This is a genomic window from Streptomyces sp. NPDC059477 (genome assembly GCF_042749375.1).
In the GTDB taxonomy this organism is placed as follows: domain Bacteria; phylum Actinomycetota; class Actinomycetes; order Streptomycetales; family Streptomycetaceae; genus Streptomyces.
In genome coordinates, this window is the sequence record NZ_JBHYUG010000006.1 from 163,694 (window position 1) to 181,415 (window position 17,722).

General features: G+C 69.8%; 14 protein-coding genes. 10 read left to right on the top strand and 4 right to left on the bottom strand.

The genetic code is table 11. From position 1 onward, the window contains the following. Window positions 1–23: 23 nt before the first annotated feature. Both ACFXAZ_RS05255 and ACFXAZ_RS05260 read right to left on the bottom strand, forming a co-directional pair. Complete coding sequence (locus ACFXAZ_RS05255) at window positions 24–3,317, bottom strand: discoidin domain-containing protein (protein ID WP_384585334.1); 3,294 nt, start codon at window positions 3,315–3,317, stop codon at window positions 24–26. A gap of 175 nt (window positions 3,318–3,492) precedes the next feature. Beyond that, window positions 3,493–4,374 carry a FadR/GntR family transcriptional regulator gene (locus ACFXAZ_RS05260; protein WP_384585337.1) on the bottom strand — a complete coding sequence of 294 codons (882 nt, stop codon included), beginning with the start codon at window positions 4,372–4,374 and terminating at the stop codon, window positions 3,493–3,495. A gap of 537 nt (window positions 4,375–4,911) precedes the next feature. Between ACFXAZ_RS05260 and ACFXAZ_RS05265 the strand changes: the two genes are divergently transcribed. Continuing rightward, entirely contained in the window at window positions 4,912–5,235 is a 324-nt protein-coding gene (locus tag ACFXAZ_RS05265; RefSeq protein ID WP_384585340.1) for an L-rhamnose mutarotase, read from the top strand. 207 nt (window positions 5,236–5,442) lie between these two features. Here ACFXAZ_RS05265 and ACFXAZ_RS05270 read toward each other — a convergent pair whose 3' ends face one another. Continuing rightward, on the bottom strand, window positions 5,443–6,441 hold the full coding sequence (locus ACFXAZ_RS05270; protein ID WP_384585388.1) for an adenosine deaminase: 999 nt from the start codon (window positions 6,439–6,441) through the stop codon (window positions 5,443–5,445). A gap of 34 nt (window positions 6,442–6,475) precedes the next feature. Next, complete coding sequence (locus ACFXAZ_RS05275) at window positions 6,476–7,432, bottom strand: nucleoside hydrolase (RefSeq protein WP_384585343.1); 957 nt, start codon at window positions 7,430–7,432, stop codon at window positions 6,476–6,478. A 241-nt stretch (window positions 7,433–7,673) separates the two neighbouring features. Between ACFXAZ_RS05275 and ACFXAZ_RS05280 the strand changes: the two genes are divergently transcribed. From ACFXAZ_RS05280 to ACFXAZ_RS05320, 9 genes are all read left to right on the top strand, one after another. Further along, window positions 7,674–8,636 (top strand): carbohydrate kinase family protein, encoded by a 963-nt coding sequence (locus ACFXAZ_RS05280; RefSeq protein ID WP_384585346.1) that lies wholly within the window; start codon window positions 7,674–7,676, stop codon window positions 8,634–8,636. Window positions 8,637–8,803: 167 nt separating this feature from the next. Further along, the gene (locus ACFXAZ_RS05285; RefSeq protein ID WP_384585349.1) at window positions 8,804–9,751 is read left to right on the top strand and encodes a nucleoside phosphorylase; all 948 of its coding nucleotides are present in this window, start codon (window positions 8,804–8,806) and stop codon (window positions 9,749–9,751) included. A 158-nt stretch (window positions 9,752–9,909) separates the two neighbouring features. After that, window positions 9,910–11,265 (top strand): ABC transporter substrate-binding protein, encoded by a 1,356-nt coding sequence (locus ACFXAZ_RS05290; protein WP_384585352.1) that lies wholly within the window; start codon window positions 9,910–9,912, stop codon window positions 11,263–11,265. A gap of 174 nt (window positions 11,266–11,439) precedes the next feature. After that, window positions 11,440–12,366: a carbohydrate ABC transporter permease gene (locus ACFXAZ_RS05295; RefSeq protein ID WP_384585355.1), complete on the top strand. Its 927-nt coding sequence runs from the start codon at window positions 11,440–11,442 to the stop codon at window positions 12,364–12,366. After that, the gene (locus tag ACFXAZ_RS05300) at window positions 12,363–13,277 is read left to right on the top strand and encodes a carbohydrate ABC transporter permease (protein WP_384585357.1); all 915 of its coding nucleotides are present in this window, start codon (window positions 12,363–12,365) and stop codon (window positions 13,275–13,277) included. Before ACFXAZ_RS05295 ends, ACFXAZ_RS05300 begins: the two co-directional genes overlap by 4 nt. After that, window positions 13,274–15,421, top strand: a complete 2,148-nt coding sequence (locus tag ACFXAZ_RS05305) for an ADP-ribosylglycohydrolase family protein (protein ID WP_384585360.1) — start codon at window positions 13,274–13,276, stop codon at window positions 15,419–15,421. The genes ACFXAZ_RS05300 and ACFXAZ_RS05305 overlap by 4 nt, the downstream gene beginning before the upstream one ends. A 135-nt stretch (window positions 15,422–15,556) precedes the next feature. Beyond that, a complete protein-coding gene (locus ACFXAZ_RS05310; RefSeq protein WP_384585363.1) occupies window positions 15,557–16,006 on the top strand; it encodes a secondary thiamine-phosphate synthase enzyme YjbQ in 450 nt (149 codons plus the stop codon). Then, the gene (locus ACFXAZ_RS05315; RefSeq protein ID WP_384585366.1) at window positions 16,003–16,899 is read left to right on the top strand and encodes a PfkB family carbohydrate kinase; all 897 of its coding nucleotides are present in this window, start codon (window positions 16,003–16,005) and stop codon (window positions 16,897–16,899) included. Before ACFXAZ_RS05310 ends, ACFXAZ_RS05315 begins: the two co-directional genes overlap by 4 nt. A gap of 3 nt (window positions 16,900–16,902) precedes the next feature. Then, the coding region (locus ACFXAZ_RS05320) for an SIS domain-containing protein (RefSeq protein WP_384585368.1) at window positions 16,903–17,722 on the top strand (820 nt) is incomplete at its 3' end.

Here is a 17,722-nt window from a genome sequence, read left to right on the forward strand (position 1 = left end):
GGCGCCCCGGGGGGCACCTGGGGTCAGAACTCGCCGTACACCTGGATCTCGTAGATGCTGCCGCCGTTGTAGCTGGATCCGGTGACGGTCAGCCGCAGGTAGCGGGCGGTGACGGGCTCGTCGGTGAAGGAGTGGTTGGCCGCCGAGGTGGTGTTCTCGGCAGTGTGGTCGTCGAGCGTCGACCAGGTCGTGCCGTCGGTCGAATACTCCAGGCGGTACTTGTAGCCGCTGGACTTCTCGAAGGTGGTCACCACGCTGGAGACACTGGTGGCCTCGCCGAGGTCGATCTGGATCCAGGACGGGTCGGGCAGGCCGAGTCCCTGGGCCCAGCGGGTGGACAGGTCACCGTCCACGGCCTTCTCGGGGAAGTTCTGCTCCGAGTCCGAGGACGCGGTCACCGGCTTGTCGAGTGCGAGGTTGTGGTCGGCCGGTGTGGTGATGACGGCCGCCTCGCTGGGCTCGGAGGTGTTCAGTACGGCGTCCCGGGCCACCACCACGAAGGAGTACTCCGTGTCAGGGGTCAGGCCGGAGACCCGCAGGGTCGTGGCGGCGGTGACGGCGATCCGCTCGCCGTCCTGGTACACGGCGTACCCGGTCACCGCGGTGTCGTCGGTCGCGGCCGGCCAGCTCAGCTCGACCAGGCTGGGCAGCAGCGGCTTGACGTCGGGCTGCTCCGGAGTGGAGGGGGCGCTCTGGTCGGCACTGGGGGCCGCGGCCTGGCCGTACACCTGGAAGTCGAAGACGCTGCCGCCGTTGCCGCTGGTGCCGGTGACCGTCAGCCGTACGAAGCGGCCGGTGACCGGCTCCTCGGCGTGGGTGTAGTTGGTCATCGCCGTGGTGTTCGCGGAGGTGTGGTCCTCCAGCGTCGTCCAGGTGATCTCGTCCGAGGACACCTCGATGCGGTACTGGTAGCCGCTGCTCTTCTCGAAGGTGGTGATTGCGCCGTTCACGTCGTACCGGGCGCCGAGGTCGACCTGGATCCAGGACGGGTCGGGCAGGCCGAGGCCCTGGGCCCAGCGGGTGGACAGGTCACCGTCCACGGCCTTCTCGGGGAAGTTCTGCTCCGAGTCCGAGGACGCGGTCACCGGCTTGTCGAGTGCCAGGTCGCTGCCGGACGGCATGGTGACCCTCAGCTTCCTGCTCTTGGCGGACTCATTGCCGGCCGCGTCACGGGCGGTGATCGTGAAGGTGTAGGTCTGGCCGGCGGTGAGGCCGGAGAGCCGTACCGAGGTCCCGCCGGTGGCGCTGAAGAGCTTGCCGTCGCGGTAGACGGAGTAGCCCGTCACACCCGTCTTGTCGCTGGACGCCGCCCAGCTGAGGTCCGCCACCGTCGGGAAGTCGGTGGTCGCGGCCAGGCCGCCGGGCGCGGTGGGCGCCTTGGTGTCGGTGGCGGGCGGGGCCGAGTCGAGGTGACGGTAGGCCGGCTGGAGGCCGGCGTTGTTCACGATCGAGGCCGGCAGCTGGGCACAGGAGCCGACGGTGGTGTTGCCCGACACGTTGTTGCCGGTGCTCTGGTTCTGGACGCTGAAAGCGGGGTTGCTGGTGTAGTTGGCGGTGGCGGTGTTCCCCTCCGCGTGGTTCATGAGCAGCCACTGGAAGGAGACGTCACACATGGCGTTGCCGGTGTTCTCCCAGCCGCTGCTGCCCTCGTCGTGGTACACGGCGCCGTACGCGTGCGCCGGGACGCCGTGGATGTAGTTGCCGGAGACCGTGCCGCCCGGATTGTCGCTGAGGGTGTAGATCGCGCCGCCGTCGGCCTGCGACTTCATGATGTCGCTGATCTCGTTGTCCGTGACAACGCTGTCCTGGCTGATGGTCGGGGTGTCCCAGACCGGAACCCCGCCGTTGTTCGGGTACGAGGAGTTGCCACCCGCGTCGGTCAGGCCCCAGCCCCAGCCCACCGAGATACCGGTGTAGGGCAGGTCGTACACCTTGTTGTGGGTGATCTCCGTGTTGTCCGTGTAGCCGGCCAGGATGCCCACCGAGCCGTTGTACTGGTCGGCGACCTTGGTGACAACGTTGTTGTCGACCAGGGTGTCCTTGGTGATGTCCCGAGGATCGTCGGGGTGGGCGTCGATGGCCTCGACGCCGCCGATCTGGATGCCGGTGGCGGCGATCTGCCGGAAGACGTTGCCCGTGATGTCGGTGCCCTGGGTGCCGGTGTTCAGGTTCAGGCCGACCGCGCCGAGGTGGGTGAAGGTGTTGCCCTCGAAGCCGATGTCATGGCCGTGGCTCACATTGACGGCTCCGGGTGTCTTCTGCCAGTCCAGGCGGGTGGAGTCGAAGTCGGGGTTGTCCGCACCGACCATCCGGAAGCCGGCCTGGCCCTCGATGAGGCCGTCGGGCGAGCTGGGGGCGAGCCAGGTGGAGTAGGAGAAGGTGATGCCCTCGAAGGACACGTCGGTGACGGGCTTGGCCCTGGTGCCGTTCAGGTTGACCAGATCCTGTACGACCGGCACCGTGACGGTCGCCTTCGCCAGGTTCTGGCCCTCCTGGGGCATGTAGTAGATCTCGCCCGAGCCCTCGTCCAGGTACCACTCACCCGGGGTGTCCAGCAGCTCGCGGGCGCTCTCCAGCCAGGTGGGATTCTGGATCTCCTGGCCCTGCTGGAGGTGGGCGTTGTCCCAGCAGGGCTGTTCCATCGTCATCGCGTTGCCGGAGATCGACTCCACACCGCAGCGCTGGAGCTTCCAGCCCCAGCTGCTGACGACCTCCAGGTCCTCGGGACGCGCGTAGTCGCTGAAGCTGCTGTCGGTGAAGGTGTAGCCGGTGGACGTCTTGCTGAAGCCGGACGGGTTCTGTTCGCTCCGCGCCCGGGTCTGAAGCTCGCCGTTCACATACAGCTGACGGGTGTCGAGGTCGCCCACGTCGGCCTTGTAGACCGTGCCCGTCGAGTCGGCCGGGGTCCAGCCGGTGATCTGCTTGCCGCCGCTGATGACGGGGCTGGCGCCGGGGGCCGCTTCGTAGGTGACCCGGGAGCCGTCCTCGCCCGAGTCCTCGGCGGTGAGGCTGAAGGTGCTGCTCAGCTGGTACGTTCCGGACATCAGCAGCACATGGACGTCGCCGCTGACCTTCTTCTTGGCCTTGCGGACGTAGTCCCGCGCGTGTTCCAGCGTCTTGAAGGGCTGCGCGGCGGTGCCGGTGCCGGAGTCCTTGCCGGACGGTGAGACATAGACGTTCAGGCCCTTGGGCGTGGCCGCCAGGGCGGGCGTGGCGGCCAGCGGGGCCGCCGCGGCGGCCAGGGACAGGGCCGCTACCAGAACTCTTCGCAGCGGCACGAGTATTCGTTCACGAGCAGACGGTGCAGACACGGACATCCAATCGCCTGAATGAGGTGACATGAGGGGAGCCCCGGTCGTCCTCCGGGTCTCTCCGGCGTGGGGTGGCTCGTGAGGGCGGGACGCCCGGTGCACGGGCCGGGGGGTGTGGTGCGGTTCCAGGAGCCGGGGGGTGTGGTGGCGGTGCTACGAGCCGGCGGGGGTGGTGGCGGTGCTACGAGGCGGACGTCCTGGGTGGCCGCGGCTCCTCCGCGGCGGACGTCCTGGGGGACCGCGGCGCCTCCGCGGCACCGGTCCTTCTCGATGGCTGTACCGGTGTGCCGGTGGGGGCGCGGCTGTCCAGGTTGAACAGCCGGTCGCGGATCTTTCGCTCGAACTGACTCTGTGTGGTGGCTATGTGCGCCACCATCAGCTCCGCCGCGAGATCGGTCTCCCCCGCGGCGACCGCCTCGGCTATGGCGAGGTGCTGTTCCGCCGCCACTTCCAGTGACCCGGGTGCGTCACCGTGGAACAGCAGGACATCGGACTGTGACGCCAGGCGCCGTACACCGGCGACGCTCGACCGCAGAAACACATTGTGCGAGGCGGCACCCACGGCGTCGTGGAACGCCGCGTCGGCCTCGGCGAAGCCGTAACCGTCGTTGGCTCTGGCCGCCACGAGTGAGGTCTCGGCGCACTCCCGGATGGTCCGGACCTCGATCGGCGTCGCGAGCGAGGCGGCACGGCGGGCCGTCTCCGACTCGATCACCGTCCGGTAGTCCAGGAGCATCAGGACGTCTTCCATGCTCGTCGGCCGGAAGTGCGAGAGCGGGTCGTCCACCAGCCCACCGGCCGAGTCGGCGACGAAGATGCCCGCTCCGCGCCGCACACTCAGCCGGCCGATGGCGGCCAGGACCTTCACGGCCTCGCGGGTGACATTGCGGGAGGCGCCGAGGATCTGGGCCAGGCCCTGTTCGGTGGGCAGCCGGTCCCCGGACCGCAGGTTCTGCTCGGCGATGTAGTTGAGCAGCTGCTCGGCGACCAGCTCGTAGCCGGGCCGGTAGCGGCCTGAGGCATCGTCATTCCCCTCGCCGGACACCTGCGCTGAAGCTCCCACTGCGTCATCCCCCTGATGCGGTCTTGGATTAATCAGGTTCATCGGTGGGGCAACTATGGCATCGGTGTTACGCGTTGAGAAGGGAGAGGCGGAAACTTGTTGAATCCAGTTGTATATCGCTCGCGTAATGTGTCAAAAGGGGCATCCTGTGCGAGCTGTTGCATACGAGGGATCTGATCCTTAGGGTCCTGCGTGCCGGATGAAGCAGATCCTTCTTTGGTGGACGGCGTGCGGTGGTGTTCTGACGGGCGGTCGGCGCGGTGCTCGGCAGGGCCTGCGGTCCGGGTGAGCCACTGGCGCGGCGGGATGTCCGAGCGCGATCCTGTTTCCGGGGCACGATGGTGTTTCCCGAGCACACCCCTGTGTCCCGGGCGCCCGTCCGCTCGGAAGCACACCAGTGGGAGAGACCTCAATGGGAGAGACCTCAGCAGGCACCGCGCCGGTCGTGGGCGGCGGCATGGACGGACTGCGACTGCGATCGCGACTGCGCCTGCGATCGTGGCTGTGGCTGCGGCTGCGGAAGGAGGGCTGAGCGGGATGCAGCGCTTCGCCGCCGTGATCCGGCTCCGGCCCGAGAAGGAGCCGGAGTACCGCGCCCTGCACGCCGCCGCGTGGCCGGGCGTGCTCGCCGCCCTCAAGCGTGCCAACATCGGCAACTACTCCATCTTCCTGCGGGACGGCCTGCTGTTCAGCTACTTCGAGTACACCGGCACCGACTACGCCGCCGACACCGCGCGGATCGCCGCCGACCCGGTCACCCGCGAATGGTGGGCGCTGACCGACCCGTGCCAGCAGCCATTGGACAGCGCGACCGAAGGGGAGTGGTGGGCCGAGGCCGAGGAGGTCTTCCACCTCGACTGAGGGCCCGATTCCGTGGGCGTTTCCGGCGTTTCCGGTGTTCATCGGCAGGTAGAGGCCGATGGTGCTCTGCCGGGTGTCCGGCAGCATGCCCAGCGAGATGTCGGGCACGAACAGCAGGCCGAGGAGGCCGAGCAGGCCGAGCAGGGCGGCCGGGACCGGCTGGTCCGCGTCGGGTCAGCGGGTACGGGTGCGGGTGCCCGCGTCGGGTCAGCGGGTACGGGTAGCGGTCAGGCGGTCGAGCAGGTCGCGTTTGCGGGACTCAGGGGCGAAGGACGCCTCGATGGAGTTGGCGGCGAGGAGGTCCAGCTCGGCGGGGGTGAGATCGAGGGCGTCCACGCATGCGCGCAGATTGTCGTCGAGGTAGCCGCCGAAGTAGGCGGGGTCGTCGGAGTTGACGCAGACGGCCAGGCCCGCGTCGAGCATTCGCCGCAGAGGGTGGTCGGCGAGTTGGTCCACGACGCGCAGGCGGACATTGGACAGGGGACAGACCGTGAGCGGGATTCGCTCGGCCGCCAGCCGGGCGACCAGCGCGGGGTCCTCCAGACAGCGCACCCCGTGATCGATACGCTCCGCGCCGAGCAGGTCCAGGGCCTGCCGGATGTAGTCGGGCGGCCCCTCCTCGCCCGCGTGGGCGACCCGCCGCAGACCCGCCTGCCCGGCCGCCGCGAAGACCTCCTGGAAGTCGGCGGGCGGATGGCCGGCCTCGGCTGAGCTGAGGCCGAGCCCCAGCAGCGGTACGCCGGTGGCCAGGCTCGCCTCCAGGATGTCCATGGCTTCGCCGGCCGGCCGGTCACGCAGTACGCAGACGATGATGCCGCCGGTCACATCGAGTTCCGCAGCCGCCCGTGTCATCGCCGTGTGCACGCCCCGCAGTACGGTCTCCGTGGTGATCGCGCGGACGGAGTGCGCCTGCGGATCCACGAACACCTCAGCGTGCCGCACGCCGGCCGCATGGGCCCGCAGCAGATACCGCCAGGTCATCTCCTCGAAATCCGCCTGAGTCACCAAGGTGCTCATGTTGGCGAAGTAGAGGTCGAGAAAGGACTGGAGGTCGGTGAACCGGTACCGGCCCGCGAGATCGTCCACCCCGGAGTAGGGCAGCGCGATCCCGTTGCGCCGGGCCAGCTCGAAGATGACCGCGGGCTCCAGCGTGCCTTCCAGATGCAGGTGCAGCTCGGCGAGCGGTGCCGGAAGGTGTACGGATATGCCAGATGTGTCAAAGGTGTCGGGGACATCGCTGTCAGGTGCGGTCGTCACTGAGCACTCCGGTCACAAGATCGAGGAAGCGGTCGAAGTCCAAGTCGGACACCGCCCGGATGACGGGCAGGTCGGTCCGCCCGTGGTGGGCCCGGCGCTCCACGACCGTCATGCCGCGGGTCAGCTCACCGCGCCGCTCGACAGCGCAGCGCAGCTCGACGGACGTCACCAGCGTGGGGTCGATCAGCGCGGCCACGGCGACGCTGTCGATCAGCGAGCAGTACGACTGGTAGCCGCGGCCCTGTACGTACTCCACGATCCGGACGGCGAGGGCCGCCTCCGGGGTGCGCGCGGCCCGCAGTCGCTCCAGATCGCGCGGGCGGAAGTTGATCCGGGGGTGGGTGGCGATGTCGAGGCCGACCGCCGTGAGGTTGAAACCGGCGTTGAAGACCCGGTGGGCCGCCTCGGGATCGACGAAGACGTTCCACTCACTGACCGCGTTGTCACCGGTGGCCTGGGACCAGGCGTACGGGGTGAGCCCGTAGGACCCGCCGATGATGACCAGCTCGGTCACCTTCTCCGGCAGCCGCGGGTCGATCTCCAGAGCGAGGGCGAGGTTGGTCAGCGGGGCCAGGGCGGCGATGGAGATGTCCCCGGCGTGCGCGGCGACCGTCTCCGCTATGACCTGCGGGGCCGGCCGGGGGTCCAGTGCCCGCGTCGAGGCGGGGAAGTGGGACTCGGCCAGACCGTCGCTGCCGTGCGAGAAGGGGTCGACGGGATAGTCGCCGTCCAGCGGCAGCAGCGGGCCCTGGCCGACCGGGATGTCCTCGCGGCCGAGCAGGTCAAGCACGCGCAGCGCGTTGGCGGCGGTCCGGTCCGATGGCAGATTGCCGGTCGCCGCGGTCACCGCGAGGGTGCGCAGCGTGCGCGACCGGAGGGCGAGGGCGATCGCGAGGGCGTCGTCCATGCCGGGGTCCGTGTCGATCAGCACATTCTTCATACGTTCCTGTCTGTAGCGGTGGTGGGTGTTCCGGGCGCACGGTGGCATCGGAGCACGGGGGACATCGGAGCACGGGTTGCTTCGGGGCATGGGTTGCGTTGGGGCACGGGTGGCATCGGGGCACGGTGGCCGCGGTGCCGGTGACCGAGGAAACCGGTGACGAGGAAAGCGTGAAAGGTATGGTAGGCATGACAACAGGAAGAATCAACGGCTGCTGTCGTCACCACGGGAGGAAGCCGCCATGTCCGAAACCCCTGAGAGCCTCGCAGGCCCCGAACACCAGGACCCTGTCGCGGTGTTCTCGCATGTCGTGACCGATGAGGTGTACACCCCGGACGGCCGCCTCCAGGCGCGGACCGTGGGCGGGGCGGGCGCGTACGCCGCCGTCGGAGCGAGCCTGGTCGCGTCGGCCTGGCGCACACTGATCGTCTCGGGTGCGGGCGCCGCCGACCGGCGTCGGCTGACCAGCTGGTTCCGCGAGCGGGAGATCGATCCCGGCGGGCTCTTCGAGGTGGGGGACCGCAGTCCGGTCACCAGGGTCCGCTACCGCCCCGACGGGGAGCGGGCCGAGGACTCCCTGTTCGGGGACGCGCACTTCGCCGCGCACACCCCCTATCCCAGCCGGATGCCGGTCGCGCCGAAACGGCTGGCCGGAGCCTATCTCTTCCACGGTGTGGATGTGCCGGGCCCGGGTGCGCGCTTCTGGCGCGAGGTGCCGGAGCTGCGCGCCCGCTGTGCGGGCCCGGTGCTGTGGGAGATCGCCGCCGACGCCTGCTCGCCGAGACATCTGCCCCGGGTGCTGGAACTGGCCGCACTGACCGACGTACTGTCCCTCAACGTCGCCGAAGCCGCCGCCCTCACCGGTCACGGCGATCCGCTCGACGCGCTTGACCTGCTCGGACGCGCAGGCCTCACCGTCGTACTGCGCTGCGGCCCGGCCGGTTCACTGGTCCACCACGACGGCGAGCGCGTACGCGTCGGCGTGGCCCCGGGGCGGGTGGTCGACCCCACCGGTGGCGGCAACGCCTACTCGGGGGCCTTCCTCGCCGCCTTCGCCGCGAGCGGCGACGCCATGGCCGCCGCCCGGCTCGCGGCGAGCGCCGCCGCCCTGGTCATCGCCGGGTACGGCGCCCCAGGAGTCGGCGAGGCGACCCGCGCGGAGGTCCGAAGAGGCGCCGTGGCAGTGCCCACGGCCGCCGCCTAGCGCCGCGTCCGCCCGGACCCGCCCAACCCCCAGGCAGTGCCGCCGTCGTCCCGGCACCCGAAATCGCCGACCTCGGCACCACTGACCCCGCCACCACCGCCCCCGACACCGCCAACCCCGTACCCCCCGTACCCCTGACCCTTCTCCCAGAGCCCCCCGGAGTGCCGATGACCGACTCCCAGCCGATGCCCGACTCCTCCTGGAACCCGACCCGGATCTACGACACCTACCGCTTCGCGGACAGCCTGCCCAGGCGTGGGCTTCTGGTGGACGGCCGGCCCGCCCTCTCCGGCCTCGACCCCGACCGGGTGGCACGCTACGTGCTGCTCACCGTGCGCGACCCGCTGTGCGCCTATGACGAGGACCCGGCGGAGCAGATCGCCCGGCGGCTCGACGAACCGGAGCGGATCGGCCGCTCGGGCATGTTCACCACGTACTCCGGGCGGTACGACGGGGTCCCGGTGACGGTCGTGTCGGGGGGCAGTGGCTCGCCCGAGGCGGAGCTGATCATGCATGAGCTGCTGGAGTTCACCACGGCCGACACCTTCATCCGGGTGGGTGGCTCCGGTGGCGTCCATCCCCGGGTGCGGCCGGGTGACCTGGTCGTCTCGACCGGTGTCGTACGGGACGAGGGCATGACGCGCGCGTATGTCCCGGCCTCGTATCCCGCTGTCGCGCACCACGAGATCGTGCCGGCGATGGCCCGGGCCGCGGAGGAACTGGGCTGTCCGCACCACCTGGGGGTGACCAGGTCCAGCGACTCCGACTTCTGCGGGGTGGGGCGGCCGGGCGTGGGCGGCTACTTCCAGCCCTGGCACACCGACATCCTGGAGAGCTGGGCCAGGGCCGGCGTGCTCAACGGGGACCGCGAGTCCGCGGCGGTCGTCACGCTCGCCGCGCTGTTCGGCCGGCGCGGTGGTTCGGTCTGCTCGGTCGCGGACAACGTCATCGGCGGCCGGCCCTTCGAAGCGGGTGCGGGGCATGTCGCGGCCATCGATGTAGCCCTCCTCGGCCTCACCCACCTCGCCCGCCACGACGCCGCCAGGGAAACCGTCGGTGATGCCTCCAAGGACGCCCCCGGCAACCCCTCCGAACCGGCTGCCGAGATGCGTTGACACCCCCGATCATTGGTTCTATGGTACTCAAATCCATACCAATCACGGTGAGTTTGGCGATGCTCATGGCGCCGCGCTGTGAGCAAGACGCACCAAAGGAAAAGCACAGGCAACAAAGGAAAAGCACCATCCGGACTTGAGATCGAAAGAGTTGATCCATGGCCAGACCAGGGATGAAGACGATAGGCGTGGGCCTGGCGTGCGGCATGCTCGCGCTGTCCGCCTGTTCCGGTTCCAGCAGCTCGGCGGACGGCCGGAAAACCCTCGAACTGTGGTTCTGGGGTGCCTCACCCGCTCAGCAGAAGACCATGCAGACAGTGCTGGTCGACGAGTTCAACCAGTCGCAGAGTGAGTACGACCTCAAGGTCACGTACAACAACGCGGTGGACTCCAATATCCAGGTGGCCCTGTCGGCCAACGAGGGGCCCGACATCGTCTACGGCTCCGGCCCCTCCTTCGCCTCGGCCTACGTGGCGGAGGGAAAGCTCGCCGACATGACCCCGTACGCCGAGAAGTACGGCTGGCAGGACCGGATCCTTGAGCCGATGTACGAGTCGGGGACCGTCGACGGCAAGCTCTACTCGCTGCCGAACTCCCTGCTGAACATCGGCGTCTTCTACAACAAGGAGGTCCTGGACAAGCTGGGTGTCGGGGTGCCCACCACCTTCACCGAGCTGACGGACATCATGGACAAGGCCGCGGCGGACGGGCTGCACCCCTCGGTCACCGGCAACAAGGGCTGGAAGCCGGTCAACCAGAACTACGCCTCGCTGTTCCTGACCCATGACTCGGGCGGCAAGGCCGTCTACGACGCGCTCCAGGGCAAGATCAAGTGGACCGATCCCAAGATCGCCCAGGCCGTCACGGAGTCCGCCGACTTCTACGAGAAGGGGTACCTGGGCGGCGACGACTACCAGAACCTCGACTTCACCGAGTCCATGCAGTTGCTGTCGAAGGGTGAGTCACCCTTCTTCATCGGCCCCACCCTGGCCTACCAGTTCGCCGGCGACTACTTCAACGACAGCGCCGGGAACACCGCCGACCTGGGCTTCATCCCCTTCCCCAACGTCGACACCAGCCTGCCGGACCCGAGCTACACCCTCGGCTCGACCGCCTCGCTGTCCATCAACGCCAGCTCCCAGAACAAGGACGGGGCGGCCGAGGTCATCGACTACATGATGAGCAACTCGTTCGCCGAGCAGATGAACAAGGACTGGCCCGGCTACTGGGCGGTCCCGCTGAAGAACTTCGACCTGGACCCGGCCGACTACACCGGGCTCTCGAAGAGTTTCGTCCAGTCGATGAAGGACACCGTCGAGGGTGTCTCGGCCGGCAACTACGGCTTCTACGCCGGCACCTTCTTCCCACCGGCCACCGCGGCGGACTTCACCGACATCGACAGTGTGTGGCTCGGTACCCAGAGCACGTCGGACTTCCTGAAGAAGGTCCAGTCGGACTTCGAGACCGAGAAGGCCAAGGGCCTCGTGCCACCCGTCCCGGAACCGGCCTCGTGAGATCCGCCTGACCACCTGAGGCGACAGCCCCGTGAGCCGGGCCCTCCGACCCAGGCCCGCTGCGTCAGGCCCTCTGTTCCAGACCCCATGAGACCCGCCTGACAAGACGGGCGGCCCCGCAGACCACCCGGCAACCCCTTACCACGTCCCAGCGCGACCGCACGGAGGGTGATCATGACCGTCACGGCAGCCACTGCCGCCCCCACTGCGCAGACACCCCCCTCCGGACGTCCCCGGCGCTCCGCCCACCGGCGGCGCCAGTCCCTGATCAACTACCTGCTGGTGGCACCCGCACTGCTGCTCTCAGGTCTGATAGTCGTCGTGCCGGGCATTTTGACCGCCGTCTTCGCCTTCACCGACTGGAGCGGCATCGGCTACAACGCCAACTTCGTGGGCCTGGAGAACTTCCGGGACATCCTCGAAGACCCCGTCTTCGCCACGGCCCTGAGCAACAACATCAAATGGGTCGCCCTCTTCCTCACCCTGCCCGCCGTCATCGGGCTCCTCACCGCCTGGCTGCTCCTGCGCCGACGCCGGACGCGGACCTTCTACCAGGTCGTGTATCTGATGCCGTACGTGCTCGCGCCCGCCGTCAACGCGATGGTGTGGCTGAGCATCATCTACAACCCCTACGGCGGCGTCATCGGGGTCCTGGGCATCGACTCACCCCTGTCCAGTGTGAACGGGGCCCTCTACGGGGCCGCCGCGGTCGACATGTGGCACTACTGGGGCTTCCTCACCATCGTCTACTTCGGCGCGCTGCGGCAGACCCCGGTGGACCAGGTCGAGGCGGCCATCTGCGACGGCGCCAACTCCTGGCAGGTGTTCAAGCACGTCTACCTGCCGAGCATCCGGTCCACCCTGATGCTCATGGGCGTGATGACGGTGATCTTCTCCTTCCTCGCCTTCGACTACGTGTATCTGCTCACGCAGGGTGGCCCGGCCCACGGCAGTGAGGTGATGGGGACCTACGCCTACGCCTTCGCGTTCGCGGCGTTCCAGTTCGGCAAGGCGTCGGCGGTCGGACTCATCATGAGCTTCTTCGGGCTGATCGCGTCCTGCGTCTACACCTGGATGAGCAGGAGGCAGCTCTCGTCATGAAGTCCCTGAACTCCCTGAAGTCCCTGAACCCCTGGCCCTCCCCGAGCACCTCGAATTCCCCGAGCACCCCGAAGTCCCTGAACTCCCTGAACTCCCTGCTCAAGGGCGCCACCGCCCATGTCGTGCTCCTGGTCTTCGCCGCCACCGCGCTGATCCCGCTGCTGCTGGTCCTGGTCAACAGCTTCAAGAGCAACGCCGAGGTCACCGCCAACCCCTTCGCGCCGCCGAAGTCGTTCTCGTGGTCCAATTTCAGCACCGCCTGGGAGTACGGCCACTTCGCCACCGGCTTCGTCAACAGTGTCCTGCTGACCGGCACCACGGTCGTGGTGGTCCTGCTCTGCTCGTCCCTGGCCGGCTATGTACTGGCCGGACAGAAGATCCGCGTCTGGCCCGCGGTCATGGTCTATCTGACGATGGCCATGACAGTGCCCATCCAGCTGTTCATCTTCCCGCTGTACGCCGCGGTCGCCGAACTGGGACTGCTCAACAACGTCTTCGTGGTCGGCGTCATCCTCGCCGCCATCAACATGCCCTTCGCGACGTTCCTGATGCGCACCTTCTTCCTCAACGTTCCCAAGGAACTGGAGGAGGCGGCCGTGGTCGACGGCGCGGGCATCTTCCAGCTGGTCTGGCGGGTCCTGCTGCCGGTGGTACGCCCGGGGCTGATCACCGTAGGGGTCATCGTGGGACTCAACGCCTGGAACGACTTCCTGATCTCCTCGACCTTCCTGCACGATCCGTCCCAGCAGACGGCGACCTTGGGGTTCCTCTCGATGAACGGCACCTTCTCGACCCAGATCGGCGCCATGATGGCCGGCGCCCTCATCCTCATCCTGCCGGTGCTCGGCGTCTTCGTGGCCCTCCAGCGCTACGTCGTGGACGGCATGGCGAACGGCGCGGTCAAGGGATGAGGCACACCCCCGCGGCGCCGCCCGCGCACCCCGCCGGGACAGAGGTGGCCGCCGACCTGTTCGCCGAGCGCGTCTACGCCGGAGTCCTCGGCAAGATCATCGGCGTCTACCTCGGCCGTCCGGTGGAGGGCTGGCCCTACCCGGACATCATCAGCCGGTTCGGCCAGGTCGACCGGTACGTCAACGAGGAACTCGGCGCCCCGCTGATCGTCGCGGACGACGACATCTCCGGAACACTGGCTTTCGCCCGCGTCGTCCTGGACAACCCCGGCCGCCCCATAGAACCCGCCCTGGTCGGCGACACCTGGCTCAACTACGTCATCGAGGACCGCACCATCCTGTGGTGGGGCGGCATGGGCAGATCGACCGAGCACACCGCCTACCTGAACCTGCGCCGCGGCATACCGGCGCCCCGCAGCGGCTGCGCCGCCCAGAACGGCAGCACGCTCGCCGAGCAGATCGGCGCGCAGATCTTCAGCGACGCGTTCGGCCTGATGTGCCCCGGCGACCCCGAGCAGGCCGTGGCCCTGACCCGGGCCGCGGCCAGCGTCAGCCACGACGGTCACGCGCTCGACTGCGCCGGGCTGCTGGCCGCGATGCGGGCACTGGCCTTCACCGAGACCGACCTCGGGCGGCTGCTGGACGCCGCGACCCCCTTCATCCGGACCCCGGCGGTCCGCGAACTCCTCGATGACGTCCGGGCCCACTGCTCACCAGGTCAGGACTGGCGCGACCTCCGCCACTGGGTGGACACGGGCTACGGATACGCCGCCTACCCCGGCCCCTGCCACGCACTGCCCAACCTGGCGATGTCGCTCGGCGCCCTGCTCGGGGGCGGCGACGACTTCCACCGTTCCGTGATGATCGCCTCCTCGGTGGGCTTCGACACCGACAGCAACGCCGGAACCGTGGGCTGCCTCAACGGCGTACGGCTCGGGCTCGACGCACTGCGCACCGGCGTCGACCTCAGGACACCGGTCGCCGACCGACTGCTGGTCGTCACCGCCGACGGCGGGGAGTGCGTCAGCGACGCGACCCGGGAGACCGACCGCATCCGCGCCTCCGCCCGCTCACTGGCCGGACGCCCGGCCAGGCCCGCTCCCGCCCGTTTCGCCTTCGCCTACCGGGGCTCGGTGCAGGGCTTCACCGCCTGCCCCCGGCACCGGGACGACGACGCGGTGCCGGTGCGGGTGGGCAACGCCAACGACGCGGGCGGCCAGGACGCGCTCCGGATCCGCTTCACCGGCGCCGGGCAGGCGCCGGCCCATGTGTCGACCCCCACCTTCCTCGACCCGGAACAGGACGGCGGCGACTTCTCCACCGTCGCCAGCCCCTCGCTCTACCCCGGCCAGACGATGACCGCCCAGGTGTCCGCCGCCGGGAACGGCGTGACGGTCCGCCCGTACGTCCTGTTCCGCGACGACGACCGGATCGCCACCCGCTACGGGCCGCCGTACGCCCTCGCGAGCGCTCCCCGGACGGTGAGCTGGCGGATACCGGCGGAAGGCAACCTCGTACCCTTCCGGGCCGGTTTCGCCTTCACCGCGATGCCCGGCAGCGCGACGGAGGCACTCGTCCACCATCTCGACTGGCGTGGTGCGCCCGAGCGGTTCGAGCAGTCCGGCATCCTGCTCTCCTCGATCTGGGACACCACACCCCGGACGCTCGCGCCCTGGGTCAGCTCCGCGAAGAACTTCGAGGCCGACTTCGCCGCCACCTACTCCGTCTCGCACCCGGACCCGCTCGGCGTCGTCACCACGGGCACCCGGGACTGGACCGACTACGCCATCGCCAGCCGGCTCACCCCGTCCCTCCACGACACGGCCGGCCTCGTCGTCCGCAGCCGCGGGCACCGCCGCTTCTGCGCCGGGATCCTCACCGGCTCGGACCGGCTCCAGCTGATCCACCAGCACGACGGCGACCGGCACGTACTGGCCGAGACGGCGTTCGCCTACGAGCGGGACCGCGCGTACGCGGTCGAACTGCGCTGCCTCGGCACCCACCTCGAACTCCTCGTGGACGGCGCCACCCTGCTCACCGGCACCGCCCCCGACTCCCTGGGCGGCGGCGCCGGCTTCCTCGTCGAGCGCGGCGCCGTCGCGGCCGACGGGGTGCGGATCCAACACCTCACGCGGGCCGCCTAGCGCACGATCCGAGCCGCACGAAGCCCCCCCCGGCGGACCGGGGCCCCACTCCGGCACGCCCACCACGCCCCCCCACACCTCCCCTCCACATCCAGACCCCCCATTTCAGTCAGCACACCACCGAAAGGCATGAAGATGAGCACCCCCACGATCGGCAAGTGGTCGAGCTTCGACGTGAACACGAAGCCCGCGGAAGGCTTCGCCGCACCCGTCGGATTCCTCGACCTCACCCCGCGGCTGAGAGCCGCTGTGCCGGCCGGTCTCGGCGACGGAACGCTCACCGTCTACATCCCGCACACCACCTGCACGCTGATCCTCAACTCGGGCGTGGACGGGACCACGCTGCACGACATCCGGCTGTTCATCGAGCAGCAGGTGCCGGTCGGCCGCCCGTTCGTCCACCTGCACGACGGACCGCAGGACGCCGCCGCCCATGTGCGGTGCGTGTTCGGCGCGCAGTCACTCACCTTGCCGGTGATCGACGGCGAGCTGGCGATCGGCCACAGCCAGGGCGTCTACCTGCTCGAACTGGACGGCCCGCGCGACCGCACCGTCCGCTATGCCTTCTCCCGGTTCACCCCGTGACCCTGGTCGGCATCCACGCGGGACTGTCCGTCGACCACCTGGTCGCCGAGCAGGCCGGGGCGCGCTTCTCGTGCCCCGGCGGCCCGGCCCTGTTCGCCGCGCTCGGCGCCCGGCTGGTGGCCGGGACGCAGGTACGGGTCAGCTGTCCACTGCCGGACGACGACCCCCGGTTCGCACAGCTCTTCGACACCTACGGAATCGACCGGAGCGCCTGCGTCCCGGTCCCCGAGGTGCCACGGCTGTGGATCCTGAACTCCGCGCTGGGGCGGCGCATCGTCCGGCAGCACGCGCCCGGCGGCACCGAACTGGAACAGCCGGGGCCGGACCTGCCGGATCCCGACGACCACCTGCCCGCAGCGCCGGACGCCTTCCACGACGGCCTCGACGGGCTGGTCGCCTCCTCGCCCGTGGAGAGGCCGCCGAGCGGACCGACGGTGTGGGTCGGCCTCGACCCGCACCAGGACCTCGTCGCCGCCGCGGGCCTGGACCACCTGCGCGAGGTGGTCACGCCCCGTACCGTCCTGCTCCCCAGCCGGGTGCAACTGACCCTGCTGGACCCGGACCCGCGCCGCGCCGCCCGTAGCCTGGCGACCGCGCTGCGGCTGCCGGTGGTGGCCCGGCTCGACGCCGAGGGCGGCTACGTGGTCACCGCCGACGGAGCCTGGTCCGTGCACGACCCCGCCGTCGAGGTGGTGGAGACCACCGGCGCGGGGGACTCCTCCGCCGCCGCGGTCGTCGCCGCCCTCGCGGCGGGCGCCGGGCCCGTGGACGCCGCCGTGTTCGGCACCAGCGTGGCCCGTGTCGCCCTGTCCGGCTGGGGCCACGAGGCCCTGGCCGCGGCCACCCCGTTCAGCCGACCGTTTCCCGACATCACCGTACGCAAGGAGCCCTGACCCATGGACCGCACCGAATCCGCGGACCCCGCCCGGCTGAGTGGAGCCCTGAAGGCCGCGCTGCTCGATTCCGCACCACTGGTGACCGCACCCGTCCCGGACCTGGGGCGGGCGGTGTTCACCGGCTCCGGCGACTCACTCGCCTCGGCGCTCGTCGCCACCGCCTTCGGTCACCGCGCGCTGTCGGCCGGCGACCTCACCTGGAGCGCGACCCTGCCCGCGGCGTGCGACACCGTTGTCGGCATCTCCCACTCCGGCACCTCGGGAGCCACGGTCCGGGCCCTGCGGCTGGCCCGCGCCGCCGGGATGCGAACCGTCGCGATCACCTCCCAGCCGTCCTCGCCGCTCGCGGACAGCGCGGACGCGGTGCAACTGGTGCCGACCCTGCGGCTGGACGAGCAGGTGCCCTGCGCGGGCCATGTGATGCTCGCCCAGGGCGTGGCCGCGGTCTGCGGCGTCGACACCACCCAGGTCGGGGCCGCCCTGGCGACCGCCCTGGACGGGGTACGGGATCTCGTCACCGCCGGGCTGGCCGAGCTGCCCCCCGACGCGCCGGACGCGATCTCGGTCCTGTCGCTGCCGGAGCTGCGCAGCGGGGCGGACTTCTGGGTGCTCAAGCTGATCGAGGCGTGCGGGCTCGCGGCACGCAATGTGCCGCTGGAGGAGAGCGGTCACGTCGACTACTTCATCGGCCCGCAGGCACATCTGACCCTGCAACTGCTCGGCTCCCAGGGCCGCGCCCGGTTCGACCGCCTCGCCCCCAGGCGGCGCGCGACCCGCCCGCCCCCCCCCCCCCAAGCACCGGGCGGCCCCCCCCCGCGCC